This is a genomic window from Serratia bockelmannii (genome assembly GCF_008011855.1).
GTDB lineage: Bacteria > Pseudomonadota > Gammaproteobacteria > Enterobacterales > Enterobacteriaceae > Serratia > Serratia bockelmannii.
The window spans coordinates 854,264-873,208 of the sequence record NZ_VOUX01000033.1 but is presented as its reverse complement, the minus strand read 5'-3'; the positions used below and the strand labels follow the sequence as shown (position 1 = coordinate 873,208).

At 55.9% G+C, this 18,945-nt stretch carries 15 protein-coding genes and 3 pseudogenes; 16 read left to right on the top strand and 2 right to left on the bottom strand.

Annotation, left to right across the window (positions count from 1 at the left end):
- Positions 1 to 138 precede the first annotated feature (138 nt).
- The 11 genes and pseudogenes from FOT55_RS20605 to umuC all read left to right on the top strand — a co-directional run.
- A pseudogene (locus tag FOT55_RS20605) lies at positions 139 to 330 on the top strand (S24/S26 family peptidase); the annotation flags it as partial.
- Between the two features lie 14 nt (positions 331 to 344).
- Positions 345 to 590: a hypothetical protein gene (locus FOT55_RS20600; RefSeq protein ID WP_025303333.1), complete on the top strand. Its 246-nt coding sequence runs from the start codon at positions 345 to 347 to the stop codon at positions 588 to 590.
- Between the two features lie 84 nt (positions 591 to 674).
- Positions 675 to 1,130: pseudogene (locus FOT55_RS20595) on the top strand (recombinase family protein); the annotation flags it as partial.
- Between the two features lie 75 nt (positions 1,131 to 1,205).
- A complete protein-coding gene (locus FOT55_RS20585) occupies positions 1,206 to 1,577 on the top strand; it encodes a hypothetical protein (RefSeq protein ID WP_126502249.1) in 372 nt (123 codons plus the stop codon).
- Positions 1,578 to 1,890: 313 nt separating this feature from the next.
- Positions 1,891 to 2,070, top strand: a pseudogene (locus FOT55_RS25740) (SOS response-associated peptidase family protein); the annotation flags it as partial.
- A gap of 194 nt (positions 2,071 to 2,264) precedes the next feature.
- Positions 2,265 to 2,693 carry a translesion error-prone DNA polymerase V autoproteolytic subunit gene (umuD, locus tag FOT55_RS20570; RefSeq protein WP_049209475.1) on the top strand — a complete coding sequence of 143 codons (429 nt, stop codon included), beginning with the start codon at positions 2,265 to 2,267 and terminating at the stop codon, positions 2,691 to 2,693.
- 95 nt (positions 2,694 to 2,788) lie between these two features.
- Positions 2,789 to 5,326, top strand: a complete 2,538-nt coding sequence (locus FOT55_RS20565; protein WP_025303330.1) for a TonB-dependent receptor — start codon at positions 2,789 to 2,791, stop codon at positions 5,324 to 5,326.
- Between the two features lie 168 nt (positions 5,327 to 5,494).
- Positions 5,495 to 6,007, top strand: coding sequence for a sigma-70 family RNA polymerase sigma factor (locus tag FOT55_RS20560; protein WP_025303329.1), 513 nt, complete (start codon positions 5,495 to 5,497; stop codon positions 6,005 to 6,007).
- A 17-nt stretch (positions 6,008 to 6,024) separates the two neighbouring features.
- Positions 6,025 to 6,942 carry a FecR domain-containing protein gene (locus FOT55_RS20555; protein ID WP_038629539.1) on the top strand — a complete coding sequence of 306 codons (918 nt, stop codon included), beginning with the start codon at positions 6,025 to 6,027 and terminating at the stop codon, positions 6,940 to 6,942.
- Between the two features lie 295 nt (positions 6,943 to 7,237).
- Positions 7,238 to 7,924, top strand: a complete 687-nt coding sequence (locus FOT55_RS20550) for an energy transducer TonB (protein WP_160310833.1) — start codon at positions 7,238 to 7,240, stop codon at positions 7,922 to 7,924.
- Positions 7,925 to 8,129: 205 nt separating this feature from the next.
- On the top strand, positions 8,130 to 9,446 hold the full coding sequence (umuC, locus tag FOT55_RS20545) for a translesion error-prone DNA polymerase V subunit UmuC (protein WP_049204968.1): 1,317 nt from the start codon (positions 8,130 to 8,132) through the stop codon (positions 9,444 to 9,446).
- A 27-nt stretch (positions 9,447 to 9,473) separates the two neighbouring features.
- On the opposite strand, the gene aceE is transcribed toward umuC, so the two are convergent.
- The gene (gene aceE, locus FOT55_RS20540) at positions 9,474 to 12,149 is read right to left on the bottom strand and encodes a pyruvate dehydrogenase (acetyl-transferring), homodimeric type (protein ID WP_147823943.1); all 2,676 of its coding nucleotides are present in this window, start codon (positions 12,147 to 12,149) and stop codon (positions 9,474 to 9,476) included.
- A gap of 154 nt (positions 12,150 to 12,303) precedes the next feature.
- Between aceE and FOT55_RS20535 the strand changes: the two genes are divergently transcribed.
- Complete coding sequence (locus FOT55_RS20535) at positions 12,304 to 12,741, top strand: MarR family winged helix-turn-helix transcriptional regulator (RefSeq protein ID WP_025303324.1); 438 nt, start codon at positions 12,304 to 12,306, stop codon at positions 12,739 to 12,741.
- Here the strand turns inward: FOT55_RS20535 and FOT55_RS25490 are convergent, their stop codons facing one another.
- On the bottom strand, positions 12,742 to 13,821 hold the full coding sequence (locus FOT55_RS25490; RefSeq protein ID WP_187181961.1) for a transketolase-like TK C-terminal-containing protein: 1,080 nt from the start codon (positions 13,819 to 13,821) through the stop codon (positions 12,742 to 12,744). It abuts the gene before it with no gap.
- A gap of 305 nt (positions 13,822 to 14,126) precedes the next feature.
- On the opposite strand from FOT55_RS25490, the gene FOT55_RS25695 reads away from it, so the two are divergent.
- The 4 genes from FOT55_RS25695 (at position 14,127) to FOT55_RS20510 (ending at position 18,942) form a co-directional block, all read left to right on the top strand.
- Positions 14,127 to 15,476, top strand: coding sequence for a colicin-like pore-forming protein (locus FOT55_RS25695; protein WP_043138752.1), 1,350 nt, complete (start codon positions 14,127 to 14,129; stop codon positions 15,474 to 15,476).
- 304 nt (positions 15,477 to 15,780) lie between these two features.
- Entirely contained in the window at positions 15,781 to 16,962 is a 1,182-nt protein-coding gene (locus tag FOT55_RS20520; RefSeq protein ID WP_049209473.1) for an MFS transporter, read from the top strand.
- A gap of 97 nt (positions 16,963 to 17,059) precedes the next feature.
- Positions 17,060 to 18,016: a diiron oxygenase gene (locus FOT55_RS20515; RefSeq protein ID WP_025303320.1), complete on the top strand. Its 957-nt coding sequence runs from the start codon at positions 17,060 to 17,062 to the stop codon at positions 18,014 to 18,016.
- Between the two features lie 14 nt (positions 18,017 to 18,030).
- Entirely contained in the window at positions 18,031 to 18,942 is a 912-nt protein-coding gene (locus FOT55_RS20510; RefSeq protein WP_169540658.1) for a class I SAM-dependent methyltransferase, read from the top strand.
- The last annotated feature ends 3 nt before the right edge of the window (positions 18,943 to 18,945 follow it).

The window sequence follows — 18,945 nt, the reverse complement described above, 5'->3', positions numbered from 1 at the left end:
TAAAACACTTAGCAGGCGTAAAAAAAATCGCTCAGAAAATTATTATATTACGCGGCAAAGCGCGATCCGCAGGGGGATAGGGGGGGGCACGCGTTCGCGTTTTGTTTATGCCTTACTGTATAAATATACAGCTTGGTTATGATTATGCTGAGTACTTTAAGGTTGTATGCTTTTTCACCAGTTGAGCCCCTGACGTTACCGCTGTTTGCCGATCGCGTGGCCTGCGGTTTTCCCTCCCCGGCGCAGGACTATGTCGAGAGCCGGCTGGATATCGGCAAACTGCTGGTACGGCACCCCAACGCCACTTATTTCGTGCGCGCCAGCGGTGAGATGGAGCGAGCAGGATGGATCAGGCACTGAATTTTTCACTCAGCTATGCGCAGCTGACCCGGGAAGCAGAAGATGCGATTAAAAAATGCAATCTGAACCAGGGCGGGATGGGTTACACCCTAGAGTTGGGTAAGGCTTCTGTCATTCTGAGTTTCTGGTACGGTCTGGCGCTGCAGGGCTATCCGGGCACAATAATGGATGAACGTGTTGATGCCGACCGGCTGCGCCTGCATGTCCTCATCTATAAGAGAGAGGGGTGACATCGTGGCAACGGTTAACGTCCGCCGGCCGTCGCCGCTGCAGCGACGGATGCTGATTGTGCTGGCCGCCCCCAAACGGTAACTGATATTTTGCTGGTTGAGCAGATAGACCGCCTGACCCGTCTCAGCAACAGTGACTGGATGACGTTGAAAAAGCAGATTGAGCAGCATGAGTTACGGATTGTCAGCCTGGATGTCCCTACCTCATGGCAGGCGCTGTTAGAGAAAGATCCTCCACAGGCGGGCCCGATCACCCGTGCAGTAATAACCGCCATCAATAACATGCTAATCGACCTGATGGCCGCGATGTCACATAAGGACTGGTTGAGTCGCCGCCAACGGCAAAAGCAGGGAATTGAACGGGCGCATACGTTGGGTAGATACCGGGGAAAGCAGGCAGATCAGGAACGACATCAGAAAGTCCTGTACTACCGACAGATTAAGAAACTGAGCATCCGAGAAACAGCAGACGCGACAGGCTACAGTACTTCCCAAGTTTGTCGCATTCAGGCCTTCTATAAAGAAGTTGAGACTGATTAAAAAGCAGCCTTAATGTACAATAATTTTCGATATCCAAACTGACCCCATGAACAATCAATGAGTTAGAGGTGAAAGATGATTTCATACAAAAAAATCATACCTGCTCTTGTCATATTCGCTTTATCTAATGCTGTGGCATATGCGAATGATTTCGACAAATCAAATGAAGCGATGGCAATTTCAGCAATAGGTTTTTCTGGCTCAAATGCTCGTGTTGCACATGATGTTTGTGGGGCAACCAATGAGAAAATTGATAAATATAAAAAACAAATAAAAGACTCATTAACTAGAACATTAAAGTATGAACAGTCAGGATTCGATACGCATTGGGATAATGGTTGGAAAAATGCTGATTTTTTGGTTAAGTCATTAAGTAATGATGAAGCCTATAAAAAAGAATATTGCCGAGAGGTTTTAGATGGAATTAATAATCCTGAAATGAATTAAGGATTATTCCTTATTCGGGGTTCTACGCCGGAACCCCAGATTTTTCCGTCCGCTAAAATTATCCCCGGTTGAGCAGCTTTATACCGTCAGCTCGCAGTGGATCATCAGGGGAAATGTGGCGGTACAGCGTTTGTCGGGTTATCCCAAGCTCCTGGCATAACGTACTGACTTTCGTCTCTGGCCGTCCCATTGATGCCATTGCCAGTCGCAATTTTATTGGCGTCATTTTGTAAGGCCGTCCGCCGTTCCTCCCGTGGGCTCTTGCTGAGGCAAGGCCTGCCGCTGTTCTTTGCGGCGCTGTACGCAGCAGAGACCGACGGCCGCGCGCGACTGGCTCGACACCCGCTTAGTCCCGCCCTCTGGTCAAATGCAGGCTGACGTGTACAGCCTGCAGGCAGAGGATTTCGTCTGGCAACCGGTATCGCCCGCCGTCGGCGCCGTTCGCAATGACAATCCCTCACTCATCCTGCCCATCGATACGCCAACGGTCTGAGTGCCGCATTATCCACAGTTTTGGTGGATAACGTGTGTGCAAGGGGCAGTAAAACACTTAGCAGGCGTAAAAAAAAATCGCTCAGAAAATTATTATATTACGCGGCAAAGCGCGATCCGCAGGGGGATAGGGGGTTGCACGCGTTCGCGTTTTGTTTATGCTTTACTGTATAAATATACAGTTTGGTTGTGATTATGCTGAGTAATTCAAGGTTGTATGCTTTTTCACCAGGTGAACCCCTAACGTTACCGCTGTTTGCCGATCGCGTGGCCTGCGGTTTTCCTTCCCCGGCGCAAGACTATGTCGAAGGTCGGCTGGACATCGGCAAGCTGCTGGTGCGGCACCCCAACGCCACCTATTTCGTGCGCGCCAGCGGCGAATCGATGATCGACGGCAATATCCGGGATGGCGATCTGCTGATTGTCGACAGCGCCCTGACGCCGGAGCACGGCAATATCGTGATCGCCGCGGTGGACGGCGAATTCACCGTCAAAAAACTGCAGCGTCACCCCGATGTGCGGCTGTTGCCGATGAACCCCGCCTACGCGCCGATCGTGTTCGACGACGAAGCGCAACTGGAGATCTTCGGCGTGGTGACCTTTATCGTCTACGCGGCCCGGTGACTTCGGCATTTTTTTTCACTTTTTTCTGCCCGATCTTTTCGTTGGCGTGACCTCTCTACTGAGTTTCCAGTTCATTACACTCAGGGGAATCCTTCATGGCCATAAAAAACAAGAACGGCGCAGGGCGTACGTTCACATCAGCCAAACGTACCGCCGGGAAGCGGGTCGCTATCGGGGTAGGGTGCGCATTATCGGGCATGCTCACCTCCGCGATGGCGGCGCCCGGTGCGTCGGTGCCACCGGCGGCGGTCGAGCAGTCCGCTATCCTGCCTTTCGCCATTCCCGCCGGTGACCTGGCGCCCGCCTTGCAGACGGCGGCCGCTAAGGCCGGCGTGATAGTGATTTTCACGCCCGAACAGACGCGTGGAAAAAACACCGCGGGCCTGCAGGGGCATTATCGCCTCACCGACGCGTTCGATACGCTGTTGGCGGGCAGCGGATTGCGCGCTCAGCAAACCGCACAGGGATATCGGTTGGTCGACGCCGGGCCGGTTCAGCCGTTGACGATACCGGAACTGTCGGTGGTCGGCGGTTTGTCCGACAGCGTCGCCGCCGGCCGTTCGGTGTTGGATAAAGAAGACATCGAACGCGTGCAGGCTGACAATATCGCCAGTTTGCTTGATCGCTTGCCTGGCGTAGGGATGGCGGGCTCGCCGCGCCCGGGCGGCCAAAGCCTGAATATCTGGGGCATGGGGGACATGGAAGATGTGAAGGTCGTGCTGGACGGGGCGCCGAAGGGATTTGAGAAATATCGGCAGGGCTCGGTATTCATCGAACCCGAACTGCTGAAAAAGGTTGAGGTCGATAAGGGGCCGCACAATCTGTTGAACGGCAATGGCGGCTTTGGCGGGACCATTACGCTGGAGACCAAAGATGCTGGGGACATGCTGCTGCCGGGCGAAGATTTTGGCGGCTTGCTGAAGTACAGCTACCACACCAACGATCGTCAGGGCATTTACAGCGGTGCCTTGTACGGCCGTACGCCGGAAGGATCCGCCGACGGTTTGCTCTACATGAGCAAGCGTGACGGCGGCAACCTGAAGCGGCCGGACGGCACGCGTTTTGCCTATTCTGCCAACGATCAGGCTTCCTACCTGTTAAAAACCAATATTTATCTGAGCGAGGCGCAAACGCTGACGCTGTCGGCGATGCGATCCGATTCCGATGGCTGGCAGCCTTTTGCCGCCAAGCGGGACGATATCGCCGCGCCCAGCCAGGCGGATATCGATAAATATGGCCGGGAAGAAGCGTGGCGCCGCATTCTGGTGTATCGCGACCAGACAGACACCAATTACTCGGTGAAATGGAATCTGGCGCCGGAAGCGCAGCCGTTGCTGAATCTGACGCTGTCTTACGCCTATTCGAAGACCGAGCAGCATGACAAGCGGCCGGATTCCGCTTCAAAGTTCAGCTATCTCGGTACGCTGGGCAATGAAAGTTGGGTGAACTATACCGATCGGCAGTTTGACGTCAGCAATGAAAGCCGTTTCGCCAGCGGTCCGCTGGAGCACAAGCTGTTGCTCGGTGCGCGTTGGCATAAACATCAGCGCGATACCCTGATGTATTACCCTTCGCAGGTGAAAAATGCCAGTTACAACTACGGCTATTTCCAGCCGTACTACATGCCGGCGGGCGAACAGGAAACCCGCAGCGTTTATCTGCAGGATGCGGTCAGCTTCGGCAGCCTGACCGTGACGCCGGGCGTGCGTTACGATCATGTGACCAATACCGGGCAACCGAACCGGGCGCCGCGCTATAACGACAGCGATCCGCTCGTGGGCCATGATTACAGCAGCGTGACCTATACCGGCTGGTCGCCGCATTTGGGCGTGATGTGGAAAGCGACGTCGAATCTGTCCCTGTTTGCCGACGTTAGCCGCACCTGGCGCGCCCCGGTGATCGACGAACAGTACGAAGTGCAATACGCCGCTTCCAGCGTGCCCGGTACCAGCCGCGGCCTGCAGGTGGAACGCATGACGGGCGTTCGTCTCGGCGCGGTACTGGACTTCAACGATGTGTTGATGGCGCGGGACAGCCTGCAGATCCGCACTACGCTGTTCCGCAATCGCGGCAAGGACGAGATTTTCTATCGTCGCGGCGTAGTGTGTGACGCCGCACGGCACGGGGGCCAATGTGGGCAACCGTTGTCGAACTATCGCAACTTGCCGGGCTATACCATTGAGGGCGTGGAGCTCGAATCGTTTTATGACAGCGAAAGCCTGTTCGGCAGCCTGTCGTTCTCCTCGATTCGCGGCAAACGCGACGCTTCACCGCGCGATCCCTGGGGCAACGAAACCTGGATTGCCGAAATTCCACCCGTTACGGCACACGCGATGCTGGGCATGAAAGTGCCGCAGTGGGATATGGCCTTCGGCTGGACCGGCGATTTCGTACGTAAACAGGATCGTTCACCGGCCGACGGCGATCCGATGGCCGTTGTCTGGGCCCTGCCGAAAACCTCGGGTTATGCATTACACGGCCTGTTCGCCTCGTGGCAGCCCAGCGGCTTGCACGGCTTCGAAGCCCGCGTGGCGGTGGACAACCTGTTCAACCGCGATTATTACCCTTACCTGGGCGAATCGGTGTCCGGCGTAGGGCGCAACATCAAGTTCAGCGTCAGTCAGCGTTTTTGACGATCCTGTCTGCAGGGGGCCATTTAGGCCCCTTTTCACGTTTCCTCCCCCGTATTTCCCTACTTTTTCGCCGTTTATAAATCATCAGCAATCGCTTGACACAGAAGTTACAATTTTAAAATAATAATAATTATCATTTTCAATCTCATTATCAACTGGTGTCACCGAATGGCGAGGAAAGAGGCCGCGGCAGCCAACGGGTTTGCTCAACAGCTTTACCTTGAGCATCACAGTTGGCTATGCCATTGGCTGCGACAGAAGGTTGGGTGTGCGCATCACGCCGAAGACCTGGCGCAGGATACTTTCATCAGTATTTTACTGAGCCCGCAGTTGCTCGCCATTCGGCAACCACGCCCCTTCCTGGCGACCGTAGCGCGCCGGCTGGTGGCGAATTATTACCGGCGTAAAACAATCGAAGAGAGCTATCTGCAGGCCTTGAGCGAGTTGCCGGCGATCGAGGCGCCCTCGCCGGAAGTTCGTCAACAAACCCTCGAAATGCTCGAACAGTTGGATCAGGCGTTGGACGGATTGCCGGCGCACGTCCGCGAGGCTTTCCTGTTGGCGCACCTGCAGGGCATGCGTTATTGCGACATCGCTGAACGTTTACGGGTGTCGACCAGCTCGGTGAAACAATATCTGCAGCGCGCTAATTTGCACTGTTTCTTTGCATTGGCGGCGTAACGGCAGGTGCGGAACCCATGATGGAATCGGATATCGATCGGCAGAGCGCGCGAGAGGCCGCCGCGTGGTTAACGCAGCTGATGTCGGAAGAGGCAAGCGACGCGGATAGGGAAAACTGGCGACGTTGGTATCAGGCGAAACCGGAAAATGAACGCGCCTGGCGGCATATCGCCGCGTTTTCATCCCGTTTTTCTCTGCTTAACGGGGCGGCGGCGCAGCGTAGTCTGTCGCAGTTGCCGAACCCGCAACGTCGCCGGTTATTGAGAAGCCTGGCGGCCATCGGCGTGGTGGGGACGGTTGGTGTCGGTTCGGGCGCGCTGCCATGGCGCCCCTGGCTGGCGGATTACCGTACGGCGGTGGGGGAACAGCAAACCGTCGCGTTGGCGGATGGCGCGCAGTTGATGCTGAACACGCAAACGGCGGTCAACGTCAGCCGTCAGCAGGCCACATTGCTGGAAGGCGAAATGATGGTGAATCTGCCGCCGGAAAGCGGTGCGTTGACGGTGAGATTGCCGCAGGGCGAGCTCATGGTGCAGGCTGCTCGCTTCAGCATTCGCCTGTGGGAAACTTACAGTGATATCGCCGTTTATCTTGGCCGGGTCACGATCCTTTCACCGGCGCATCGGAACGCGGTGCTCAACGCCGGTCAGGGCGGCAGATTAAGCCGGCAAGGCATTGGCGAACCGTATCGCGTGACGCAAGAGCCCGGTTGGCGGCAAGGCATGCTGCTGGCCGACAACATGCGGCTGGACGACTTCCTGATGGAACTGGGGCGTTATCGTCAGGGCGTTATTCGCTGCCGGCCGGAGGTCGCCGGCCTGAGGCTCTCCGGTGCGTTCCCGCTGGCTGACCCCGAGCGCGTCATCGCGGCACTGCCCGGCGCGTTGCCGGTTAGGGTAAATATGCTGTCAAAATACTTCATCACCGTATCCTAAAGTTTTTTACTCTGCCATTAGGGCATTTCCTTTTCTATTGACCTGTTCTTTTTCTTTACCTGCCCGGTGCCGCGTGCCTAAACGACCTTTCTGACATACCCCGACTGCCGTTGACCGCTGCGTACGTTGGTCTGTTTTACGCTTAACCTGAGTACCGCTCCCTATGTTCAATCACAACGTATTATCTGGCGATTTCTCTTTACCCCCTACAGGCGGGCGATGGCGCTGGGCTACCGCCAATGTGTTGGCGTTGGGTCTGCATGGTGCGTTGTGGTTTGGGCTCGGTTATCACCTGATGCCACCGTTGCTGCCTGCGGCACAACCGATGGTGTTGATGATGGTTGCCGAGCCGGCTGAATCGACACCCAACACGGAGCCGATGCCAACCGGCGTGCGCCAGGTGCAGGCGGTGGCGCAACGGCAGGCCAATCGGGAACCGGAGGCGGCGATGCCTCCGCTGATTCATGCACCGCGTGCAACGGAGCGGCAGAGCAAGGCCAAAGGGCAACGGAACGACCCCATCAAACCGAAGACGGAACCGCCGCGCCCAAGGCAAGAAGAACAGGAAAAAATGGCGTCTGCAAACTCAAGAGCATCAAGTACCAGCGCGCCGCCGTCTCTGGATGGAAAGCGTGTTGCCGCGCCGCAAACCAGCGTGGCGTCGCAGCCGAGTCAGGATGCCTCGGTCTGGAGCGGCCTGCTGTTGGCGCATTTGAGCCGTTTCAAACGCTATCCCGCCCTGGCGGTACGCCAGCAGCGCCAGGGTATTGTTCAGGTTGCCGTGACGTTGGATCGACAGGGAAACGTGCTGGGCGTGAAGCTATTGCGATCGAGCGGCGTTGCTTCGCTCGATCGGGAGGCGCTTCAGTTACCGCAGCGCGCTTCTCCACTGCCCGCACCCGGCAACGAGATCGCAGCGGGGCAGGCGGAATTCAGCGTGACCATTCCGATTCGTTTCGATCTGCGTGAAGTTCGCCGTTAATGAAAAACTCGGCTCCAGGTAAACGGAGGGCTGAGTTAAAAGCCAAAGTGCATCAAACGGATAGCAGCGATGAGGTGGTTTCTACTTGATCGTCGCCAGAAAAATACAAATACTGTATGCATGAACAGTAATCTGGTGCCGTTATGAATAACAACCCACTGACGATAACGCCAGTCTGGCCTCTGGCGATGAAGGGGCAGTAGCCATGTTCGCCCTGGTAGACGTCAACAGTTTCTATGCTTCCTGCGAGACCATCTTTCGGCCCGATCTGCGGGGGCGGCCGGTGATTGTACTGTCCAACAACGATGGCTGCGTGATTGCCCGTAGCGCCGAGGCGAAGGCATTGGGCGTGCCGATGGGGGCGCCTTATTTCAAAATCAAAGAGGAGATGCGCCGCCGCAACGTTGCGGTGTTCTCCTCCAACTACGCGCTGTACGCCGACATGTCCCGCCGGGTGATGGACACGCTGGAAGAGATGGCGCCGGCGGTGGAGATTTATTCGCTGGACGAAGCCTTTCTGCGGCTGGACGGCGTGGCGCACTGCGAGGCGCTGGAGCCATTCGGCCAGCGGGTGCGCGATCGCATCCGGCGCGAGCTGCATTTGACGGTCGGGGTCGGCATTGCGCCGAGCAAAACGCTGGCCAAGCTGGCCAACTTCGCCGCCAAGAAATGGCGCGGCACCGGCGGCGTGGTGGATTTATCCGATCCGGCGCGCCAGCGCAAACTGCTGGCGTTGCTCCCGGTGGAAGAGGTGTGGGGCGTGGGGCGCCGCCTGACTCGCCAACTGCAGGCGATGGGTATTCACACCGCGCTACAGCTGGCGGACTGCGATACCCGGCTGGCGCGTAAAACCTTCAGCGTGGTGCTGGAGCGCACGATACGCGAGCTGCGCGGCGAATCGTGCCTGCAGTGGGAAGATGAGGCGGCCGCCAAAGAGCAGATCATCTGTTCCCGCTCGTTCGGCCAGCGGCTGACGCACTACCCACACATGCGCGAGGCGATCTGCAGCTACGCCGAACGCGCCGCCGAAAAGCTGCGGCAGGAAAAGCGCTATTGCCGCAACGTGTCGGTATTTATCAAAACCAGCCCGCATTCGGCGGGCGAAGGGTATTACAGCAATATGGGCACCGCCCGGCTGCAAACCCCGAGCAATGACAGCCGCGACATCATCGCCATGGCGGTACGTGCGCTGGAAAGCATCTGGCAGGAGGGGCGACGTTACCTGAAGGGCGGCGTGGTGCTGGGAGATTTCAGCGCCGCCGCCATGGCGCAGATCGATCTGTTCGACGACTGCCCGCCGCGCCGCAACAGCGAGCGGCTGATGGCGACCCTCGATCGCCTGAATCAGGAAGGGCGCGGGCGCGTGTGGTTCGCCGGGCAGGGGATCGTCAAGCCGTGGCAAATGAAGCGCGACATGCTGTCGCCGGCCTACACCACCCGGCTGGCGGACATTCCGGTGGTGCGGCTGGGGGAGCGGGCGCCGTGCTCCGCCGAATCGAAGGAAGAAAAACGCCGCGGGTGACAACCGGCGGCGTGGGTAGGCTGAGTGTTACTTCACCGCCGCCGGATCCGGCTTATCGGGGGCGATGCCATACAGCGCCATGGCGCGGTTGACCTCGCTGCGGGCGATACGGCCTTCGTCAGCTAGCAGTTTCAACGCGGCGAGCGCGATGAAATGGCGGTTGACCTCGAAGAACTCACGCAGCGCCTCGCGGGTGTCCGAGCGACCAAAGCCGTCGGTGCCCAAGGCGATAAAGGTGCGGTCGGGCAAGAACGGTTTGATCTGATCGCCGACGATCTTCATATAGTCCGTCACCACCACCACCGGGCCGGGATGCGCCGCCAGCAGGCTCTGAATATAAGGAACTTTCGGCGGATCTTCCGGATGCAGCAGGTTCCAGCGTTCGGCCGCCATGCCGTTGCGGCGCAGCTCGCTCAGGCTGGTGGCGCTCCAGATATCGCTGGCGACGCCAAAGTCCGCCGCCAACAGCTCCGCCGCCGCCAGCGCCTCGCGCATGATGGCACCGCTGGCGACCAGCTGAGCGCGCGGGCTCTCTTGGTTTGTCGTTTCGCTCTGTTTGAGCAAATAGGCGCCCTGGATAATCCCGTCCTCCACGCCCGCCGGCATCGGCGGCTGCGGGTAGCCCTCGTTGAGCAAGGTGATGTAGTAGTAAATATCCTCTTGTTCAACGAACATCCTGCGCATGCCGCTCTGGACGATCACCGCGAGTTCATAGGCATAGGTCGGATCGTAGGAGACGCAGCTGGGGATCACCGAAGACAGCACGTGGCTGTGGCCGTCGTCATGCTGCAAGCCTTCGCCCATCAGGGTGGTTCTGCCGGAGGTGGCGCCGAGCAGGAAACCCTTGGTGCGTGCGTCGGCCGCCGCCCAGGCGAGATCGCCCACCCGTTGCAGCCCGAACATGGAGTAGAAGATATAGAACGGGATCGTCGCGACATCGTGGTTGCTGTAGGCGGTGCCGGCGGCGATCCAGGTCGATATCGCACCGGATTCGTTGATGCCTTCCTGCAAAATCTGGCCGTCTTTGGCCTCTTTATAGTAGCTGAGCTGCCCGGCGTCTTGCGGGGTATACAGCTGGCCGAGCCAGGAATGGATGCCAATCTGGCGGAACAGGCCTTCCATGCCGAACGTGCGCGACTCGTCCGGCACGATGGGCACGATCAGTTTGCCGATGTTGACGTCTTTGAGCAGCGTGCCGAGGATATTAACGAAAGCCATGGTGGTCGACATGTTGCGTTCGCCGCTGCCCTTCAGGAGGCCGTCGAAGCGCGATAGTTCCGGTATCGCCAGCGGAGCGGATTGGCCGAAGCGGGCAGGGATGTAGCCGCCCAGCGCGGTGCGCGTCGCGGTGATGTACTTCGCCGCCGCGCTGTCGGGTTCGGGCTTCAGGTAAGGGATCTCTGCCAGTTGGGCGTCGGAGATGGTCAGCCCTAAACGGTCGCGGAAGGCTTTCACCGCATCCTGGCTCATTTTTTTCAGCTGGTGGTTGATGTTCTGCCCTTCACCGGCTTCCCCCATGCCAAACCCTTTGACGGTTTTGGCCAGCACCACCGTCGGCCTGCCCGGGGTATGCACCGCCTGATGGTAGGCGGCGTACACCTTTTGCGGATCGTGGCCGCCGCGGTGCAGCGCCCAGATCTCATCGTCGCTCAGGTCGGCGACCAGCTCGAGCAATTCCGGATACTTGCCGAAGAAGTGCTCCCGCACATAGGCGCCGCTTTGCGACTTGAAGGTTTGGTAATCGCCGTCGACGCACTCCATCATGCGCTGCATCAGCAGCCCGGAGCGGTCTTTTTGCAGCAGTTTGTCCCAGCCGCTGCCCCAGATCACCTTGATCACCTGCCAGCCGGCGGCTTTGAAGGTGCCTTCCAGCTCCTGAATAATCTTGCCGTTGCCGCGCACGGGGCCATCCAGCCGTTGCAGGTTGCAGTTCACGACGAAGATCAGGTTATCGAGTTTTTCTCGCCCGCCCAGCGCAATCGCCGCCAGCGATTCCGGCTGATCCATCTCGCCGTCGCCGAGAAACGCCCACACCTTTCTCCCCTGGTGCGGTTTCAACTCGCGGTATTCCAGATAGCGCATGTAGCGCGCCTGGTAGGCGGCGGTCAGCGGCCCCAGCCCCATCGAAACGGTGGGATATTGCCAGAAATCCGGCATCAGCCGCGGGTGCGGGTAGGAGGAGAGGCCGCGGCGCGCGGATTCGCGGCGAAAGTTGTCGAGCAGCTCCTCGTCGATGCGGCCTTCGAGATAGGCGCGGCCATAAATGCCGGGGGAGGAATGGCCCTGGATATACACCATGTCGCCGGCGAAATCATCGGTGCGCCCACGGAAGAAGTGCGTGAACCCCACATCGTAAAGCACTGCGGCCGATTGGTAGGTGGCGATATGCCCGCCGACGTTGGAATGTTTGCCGGCACGCAGCACCATCGCCATGGCGTTCCAGCGAATAAACGCATTGATGCGCGCTTCAGCGGCCAGATCGCCGGGATACGTCGGTTGCTTATAGGCCGGGATCGTATTCACGTAGGGCGTGGTGACCATGCTGAAGAAATCACCGTGTTTTCGCTGATCGGCTTCGGCCATTCTTTCCAACAAAAAATGCGCGCGTTCACGGCCGTCGATGTCAGTGACACCTTCAAATGCCTCAAGCCATTCAGCCGTCTCTTGTGGGTCGAGATCTGCTTTTACCGCAGGTTGGTTCATAAAAGCTCCAAATGTACTTACCTGATAAGGCGCTGAGCGATACAGGGATTCAGTGAATTGCAAGTGCAAGAGTTGCAAATGCAACAATGGCGAAAGCCACTCTATCCCTTTACAATTGCAATTGCAACTCACCGGTTTTGACGAGAAAAATGACATGACAGATAAACAACCCGACCTGTGGTTCTCCTTTGTGCGCGCGCATCGGGCGATGATCAGAAAGATAGAGGCGAAGTTGTCGGAAGCGGGGCTGCCGGTTTACGCCTGGTATGACGTGTTATGGGGATTGGAAAGCGGGGAAAACGGCACACGCCGCATGCATGAGCTGGCGGACGTGTTGGTGATTGAGCGTTACAACCTGACCCGCCTGATGGATCGCTTGGAAAAAGAGCGGCTGGTCACGCGTTTTCGATCGGATGACGATCGCCGGGCCTCCTTCGCGACTATCACCGAGGAAGGCAAGGCCCTGCGGAAAAAGATGTGGGAGATCTACCGTTCGGTGGTCAACACCCACTTTCTCAACCAGTTCAGCGAAGAAGAGGTCGCACGCTTCTCCGACGCGTTGAACAATGCGATGCAGCTGGCCAGAGAGTGATCAGGCATCGGGCGTGATGTGCAGAACGCGCAGCGCATCGGCGATCAGCGCCGAAGGGATTTTCTGCTCGTCGGCCAGCAGTTTAAGGGCGCAGAGCGCAATCCATTCCGCCTGCGGGTAGTGGATTTCGCCACGCACCCGTGAATCTGAGCCCACCGCGGCAAAGCGCGCGGGAATGAATCGCCTGAGCTGATTGGCAATCAGGTGCGAGTAGTCGGTAACGGCGACGACGGGGGCATTCCCGGTACCCAGGCACGTTTTCAGATGGCATTCGCCGCCGCTGTCCTGGCGCTGCATGTCGGCGAGTTCGGCGTCCTGCGCCAACCGCGTGTAGCTGGGGCAACTCCAGATTTCAGACGCAATCCCCCAGTTTTTCAACACTTTGGCCGCCTGCTGAACGCGGGCGAGCGCTCGGCCAGCGCCGCACAGACGAACCTGCAACGGCGAGTCTGCCGCGGCGGCGACACGATACATTCCCTTGAACGCCTGTTCTGCGACAAACGGTTCCCCTGAAGAGAGGGGGCCATTGTCTGCGTTGGTCGCGAGATACACCATCTTCCTCGTTCCCTCCAGATAGAGCGCGTGGAGGGCGTGATGGAGTATCGCGCCGGTTTCTCGGGCATTGGCCGGATCGAAAGGCAACCAGCCCGGCATGGCCGTGAGCTGAAGCGGGAACCAGGCCTGAACGCCTTTGGGCAAATCGGCACTGCCAGTATCCGCATCGCTGATGAAAATCCCTTTACGATTGGTTTCCGGCTCAAGCCCGCGAAGCATGTCCACCGAGGGCGTGTTGACGAAGTAAAACAGCGGCTTCTCATAACGCTCTGATTGATGGCCAAACCAGAGCGGCCAGGCGGTGGCGTAGTGGGAACTCGGTGGCTCGGTGCGCCTTCTGCCGTCGATAAGCCAGATGTCGCCGCTGGCGTTAAGTTCGTCCAGCGTTTGCGCCGCCCAGGCGCTGGAAGAAGGGCGCGAGGCGCCGGCTTTTTGACTGACGGAGGTCATCTTGCGGATACAGGCTTCGGCCAGGGTTTGGGTTCTGGCCGAAGCGGCGGGCAGTGTTATACGTTGAGGCGACATGCGGAGTACCCTTTTTTAGTTGCAAGTGCGATGATTGTAATTGCAATTCATGACGTATGCCAATGACTTCTGAACAGGCCGCCGCCGTCCAGGCGTGACCTGCGGCGGTATATTCAGGTTCTGCGGAAGGGAGCCTATTTGTTTCACCGACCAGACAGCCGTCATCCGTTGTCCTTATTTCTGCGGTTTTTTATAAATGGCGGGCAGCTAAAAACGGTTTGCCGATATTACTCAGGCACGCGTTAGTGAACGCTAAACGAGGATATCGGCATCTTAAAAATAAAACGAAATAAGGATGAAAGCATATGCCTGGATTTAATTATGGTGGTAAAGGGGATGGAACTAATTGGAGTTCTGAACGCGGTACGGGCCCAGAGCCGGGGGGCGGCGATAAAGGCCATTCCGGCGATCGCGATCGCGGCGGCGCCGGCGTTGGCAGCAGCCCGGAACAGCAACAGATAGCGGCGATCCAAAACGATCCGGCGCTGCGCATGAAGCTGGCGGCGGTGATTAAGGCGGCGCGCAGAATTAACCCGGATGCGAAATTGCATATTGAAAGCGTCAGCCCATCCGGCACGCTGAGCCTTTCCGCCACCGGTTTGACGGCCGATCAGGCGAAGCACATTGGCCTGGGGGGACTGGTGATGGGGGTCAACGCCAAGGGGGTGACAGTGGCGATCGGGGATATCGAAACCGGCCATGCGCGCAAGCCCTCAACCCCTGGCAAAGGCGGCAACAATGGCCTGAATGCCGGGCAGATCGGCGCCTCTTCGTTAGGCAGTTTCGTGACAGACTCGCATCGCGATCGGCCCGTCAGCGGCTGGCATGGCAACGGCAAAACCGGCGAATTCTCGACGACTCGCACGACCGGGAGTTACTACGGTTTTCATCATTTGAAGGTGGAAAAGCAAGACGGAGTGGCGACCTACAGCCTCTACTATAAGGCCAATAAGAACCGGCCCGCGTTTATCGCCGTGGTGAGAGGGGATAACCTGAATGCCATGGAGGTGAAATATGCCAACGGCAAGCCGGTAAAATCGCCCGGCTCGGTAAAAACGATCGTTAAGGACTTCGTCGAATATCAAAATGCGGAATTAAAAGCCATCAAGGATGGCGTCAGCCTGGCCGCAGGTATCAATAAAGATATCGCGGAAAAGATCGGCGCGAAATACGCCAAACTCGCCAAGGATTTGGAGGCGGGAATTCAAGGAAAATATATCCGCAACGTGCAAGATGCGGAGAAAACCTACGAGCAATTGACGAAGGGCCTGAACAAAAAGCTCAAGGCGCAGGACAAAGCGGCGATTGTCGCCTGGCTGAAAATGATCGATGCGGAACAGTATGCCCGCAATGCGCGGGTATTGGGCAAGGTCTTCACCGGGGTGGACTGGGCGATCAAGGGCGCGGATCTGGTAAACGCCGCGATTGAAGGTTTCTCTACCGGCAACTGGAAAGCGTTCCGCAACCAGCTCGAAGCGCTCGGGTTGTCGATCGGCGCAGGGTATACGCTCTCCGTTATCGCCGCGTTTTTCGCGCCGACGCTGGTGTCGTCGACGGTGGGCATTTTCGCCTTCGCTTACCTGTTTGGCTGGGCCACCAGCTATATCGATGCGGCCCTTGCAGGAGAACTGGAAAAATTCATCCTCGAGATGTAACAAGCTCATGACAGAAGAGGGGGCATGCCCCCTCTTTTATGGGGTATGAACGCGCCCTGAACAATGCATTAGCATGTCTCATATAGTTCTTAAGTTGATGATTTTTATATGTGTAGTTCGTCTTATGTAGCCATCTCCCCGTCATCGGATAATTTCATTATTTTTCTTCCTGTTATGTGATTTTCTTCACGTAAAACACTATTTATCATCCTTTATTCATTAGTGATATTTACATATAACAATTGTTCTCCTAGTTTGTTCATGGTTATTAACATTCGGATTAATGTTCTGTTGGAGTATGGATATGTTGACAGGAAAGTGGGTGCCTCTGCCCTTTATCCTTGTGGTTTCCTTATTGGCTGGGTGTATTGAAGTGGATATGTCCGTTCCCAGCTTTCCGGATATGGCTGCCAGTTTCGGTGTTTCTGAAGGGCATATTCAGCGTACGATCACCTATAACTTCTTGGGATTTGTGTTTGGCGCGTTGATTTATGGCCCACTGTCAGAGTCGATTGGTCGACGCAAAACCATGTTGATCGGTGGGGCTATCATGCTGTTAGGTGCTCTGGGATGTACCTACGCCACTTCAATCGATCTTTTGATGTTGTCCCGCTTTATTCAGGGGTTGGGGGCTTGCACGCCGGTGGTAGTGGCTTACGCGATCATCGCAGACCGTTATCAAGGGGCGGCCATGTACAGCATGATCGGTCTGGTTAATGCCTGTATCTCGATTTTCATGTCGCTAGCGCCAATCGCCGGTGGTTGGATTAATGAGCATTGGGGGTGGAGAGGAAACTATGCGGTTGTCGCGGTGATCACCGCAGCGGCGGTACTGCTGGAATTGTTGTTCCTGCCGGAGACGAAGAAAGAAAAAACGCCATTCGATCTCAAAGCCATTGTGGGAAGCTATGCCCGGCTGACGGCGAGTTTCCAATTCATGCGATTATCGTTGATTCCTTCACTTTTCTTTGCTGCTTATATGGTATTCATCGCCTCCAGCGCTTTTCTTTACCGTGAAACCTTTGCGTTCTCGCTGTCGGCATTTGTCGTTCACTTTTTTATTATCGTGGCGTCATTTTCAATCCCTAGCCTCTTTTCCGCCCGTATTATCGCCGCGTTTGGTGGCGATCGGCGCGCTGAGAAAATCGGTATGGCGTTAGCCATCGTCAGCATTCTCGCTCTACTGACGGCGACAACGCCTTGGGCTATTACCCTGCTGATGAGCCTGTTCTGCTTCGGTTTTTCTATCTGCTATCCGACGCTGTTCGCACGTTCCATGAGTGTCTACCCGGAAATTTATGGTGTGGCGGCCTCCTATATCATGAGCATGCGCTCGCTGCTGGTTGTGGCTATCACGGGGATGGCCAGCTACGTCTTTATCGGGCGGCCGGAGGAAATGAGCTATGTGATGGCGAGTGTGATAGGCGTTGTCGTGTTGTTGTCTATGTTGAGTATCGTGGCATCCCCAAGCAAAGCTGAAGAATAAATAATCGTTTTCGCGTGACCCCCGGCTAAATATTTATATTTGGCCGGGATCGGCATGACTTTTTAAATACATGTATTCCTTCATCTGGAGAATATCTATGGAAAACGAAACCATGGTTTCGAAGGGCGGTTTGTCTGCCGCCTATACTGATAAATGGGAACAGCGCGCATCAATAAGAACCCGCCCCGGTAAATTTATCGACTTTACTATTCCTGGCGCATTTTTCCCCGAGGAGAATCAGCCGATATTTTTAGCTGACATGATGAGCGGCATGGACAATGAGAGGAAGTCAAAAATACTTACTCAGTCATTGTTTAAATACCTCAATGATATCGTTAATCTTGAGATCAAACTCATTAACTCAGCATGCAATAAAATTATCTACGGCGATCTCGCTGTCAAATTTGACGAACAGATTAAATTGAATGCCTATACCGTCATCATCGATGAGTATTACCATGTTTATATCGCCAGACATATGATCAATCAACTTAGAGAGCATGATGCCGATCTCGGTGCGCTGAGTTACCCGGATTCTGACGCCTATGTGGCCGTTACAGAGGTGATGAAACGGTTACCTGAGCGCTGCCATGACATTTTCGAGATCATTGCGGTGTGCATTTTCGAAACGACCCTGGTGAGAGAGCTGGTGGAGTTCTTTAATAGTGACGGCGTTCATCCATCGATTAAATACTATGTTAATGACCATATGAACGATGAGTCCAGACACTATATTTTCTTTCTCGAATTACTTGGCTATATCTGGACGAGGTTGGATGAAAACGATCAGGCGATGATCGGCGGGCAGATCGCTGATTTCGTAAAAATGTATTTGAATGTTGAATCAGAGAAACAGTTTAACATTGAGCTGTTATCGAAGATAACTCATGATTGCGAAGCCAGCCGGGAGTCAATCAATAAGGTTTATCGCGGTTTTGAAGTGACGCCTGATGTCCCCATTGTTAAAAACGTGCTAATGGCTTTGAAACGAACCGGCATTCTGAATTCGCCGATAGTACGCCAGGGATTCGAAAATATTGGTTGGATAATTTAATCATGGAGATGGGTATGGATAGTTTCGCCTCGCATAAAACACATTCTAAACTGGCCTATTTGACTGAAACAAAGATGTTGGCCGATGAAATAAAAGCGCGTTTACGGAATAGCAATTCGCTTATTCTTCCATTAGAGAGAAATCTTGAACTGGTCGATCAATTAACGGAGTTTGAGCTTGGTCGTTTCCTCCTGCATAACCGCGGCCTCAATGGCTACTGGACGTCTTACATTTTCCAGCATCCCGCCGGAAAACCCGCCGAACATGTTTTGGAAGACTGGCTTCTGAATCGCTCGTTGCTGTGCCGGGCGCGCGAGCGTTACTACCGTTATCAGACCTTGCTGGCTGAGTTGATTACGCAGGCGGAGACGCTAGCTTCAATCCCGTGCGGTGTGATGGATGATTTATTGGATTTGGATTACAGCGGCCATGGCGCGGTGCAATTGACCGGCATTGATCTTGACCCGGAGTCACTTTATCACGCCAACGAAAAGGCCAAGCGCGTTGGCATGGCGAACCGTTGCCGATTCTCGCAGCAGAATGCCTGGGAGTTAAAAGAAAAAAACGCTTTCGATGTGATTACCAGTAACGGCCTGAATATGTATGAGTCTGACCCGGACAGGCTGGTGGCTTTGTATCGTCGGTTCTTCGAGGCATTAAAACCAGGGGGAACCTTGTTGCTCAGTTTCCTCACGCCACCGCCGGAAAAGAACGCGCCCAGCGGGGAGTGGGATAAATATGAAACGCCAATGGCGGACCTTTTGCAGGAGTTCGCGATCTTTGGCGACATTATTCAGGCTACCTACCTTAATTTCACTTCAGAAGCAGAGATCAGGCAACAGATAACCCAGGCAGGGTTCACGGTTAAAGATATCAACTACAGCTCACGCGGCGTGTTGCCGATCCTCGTGGCGGTAAAACCCTGATAA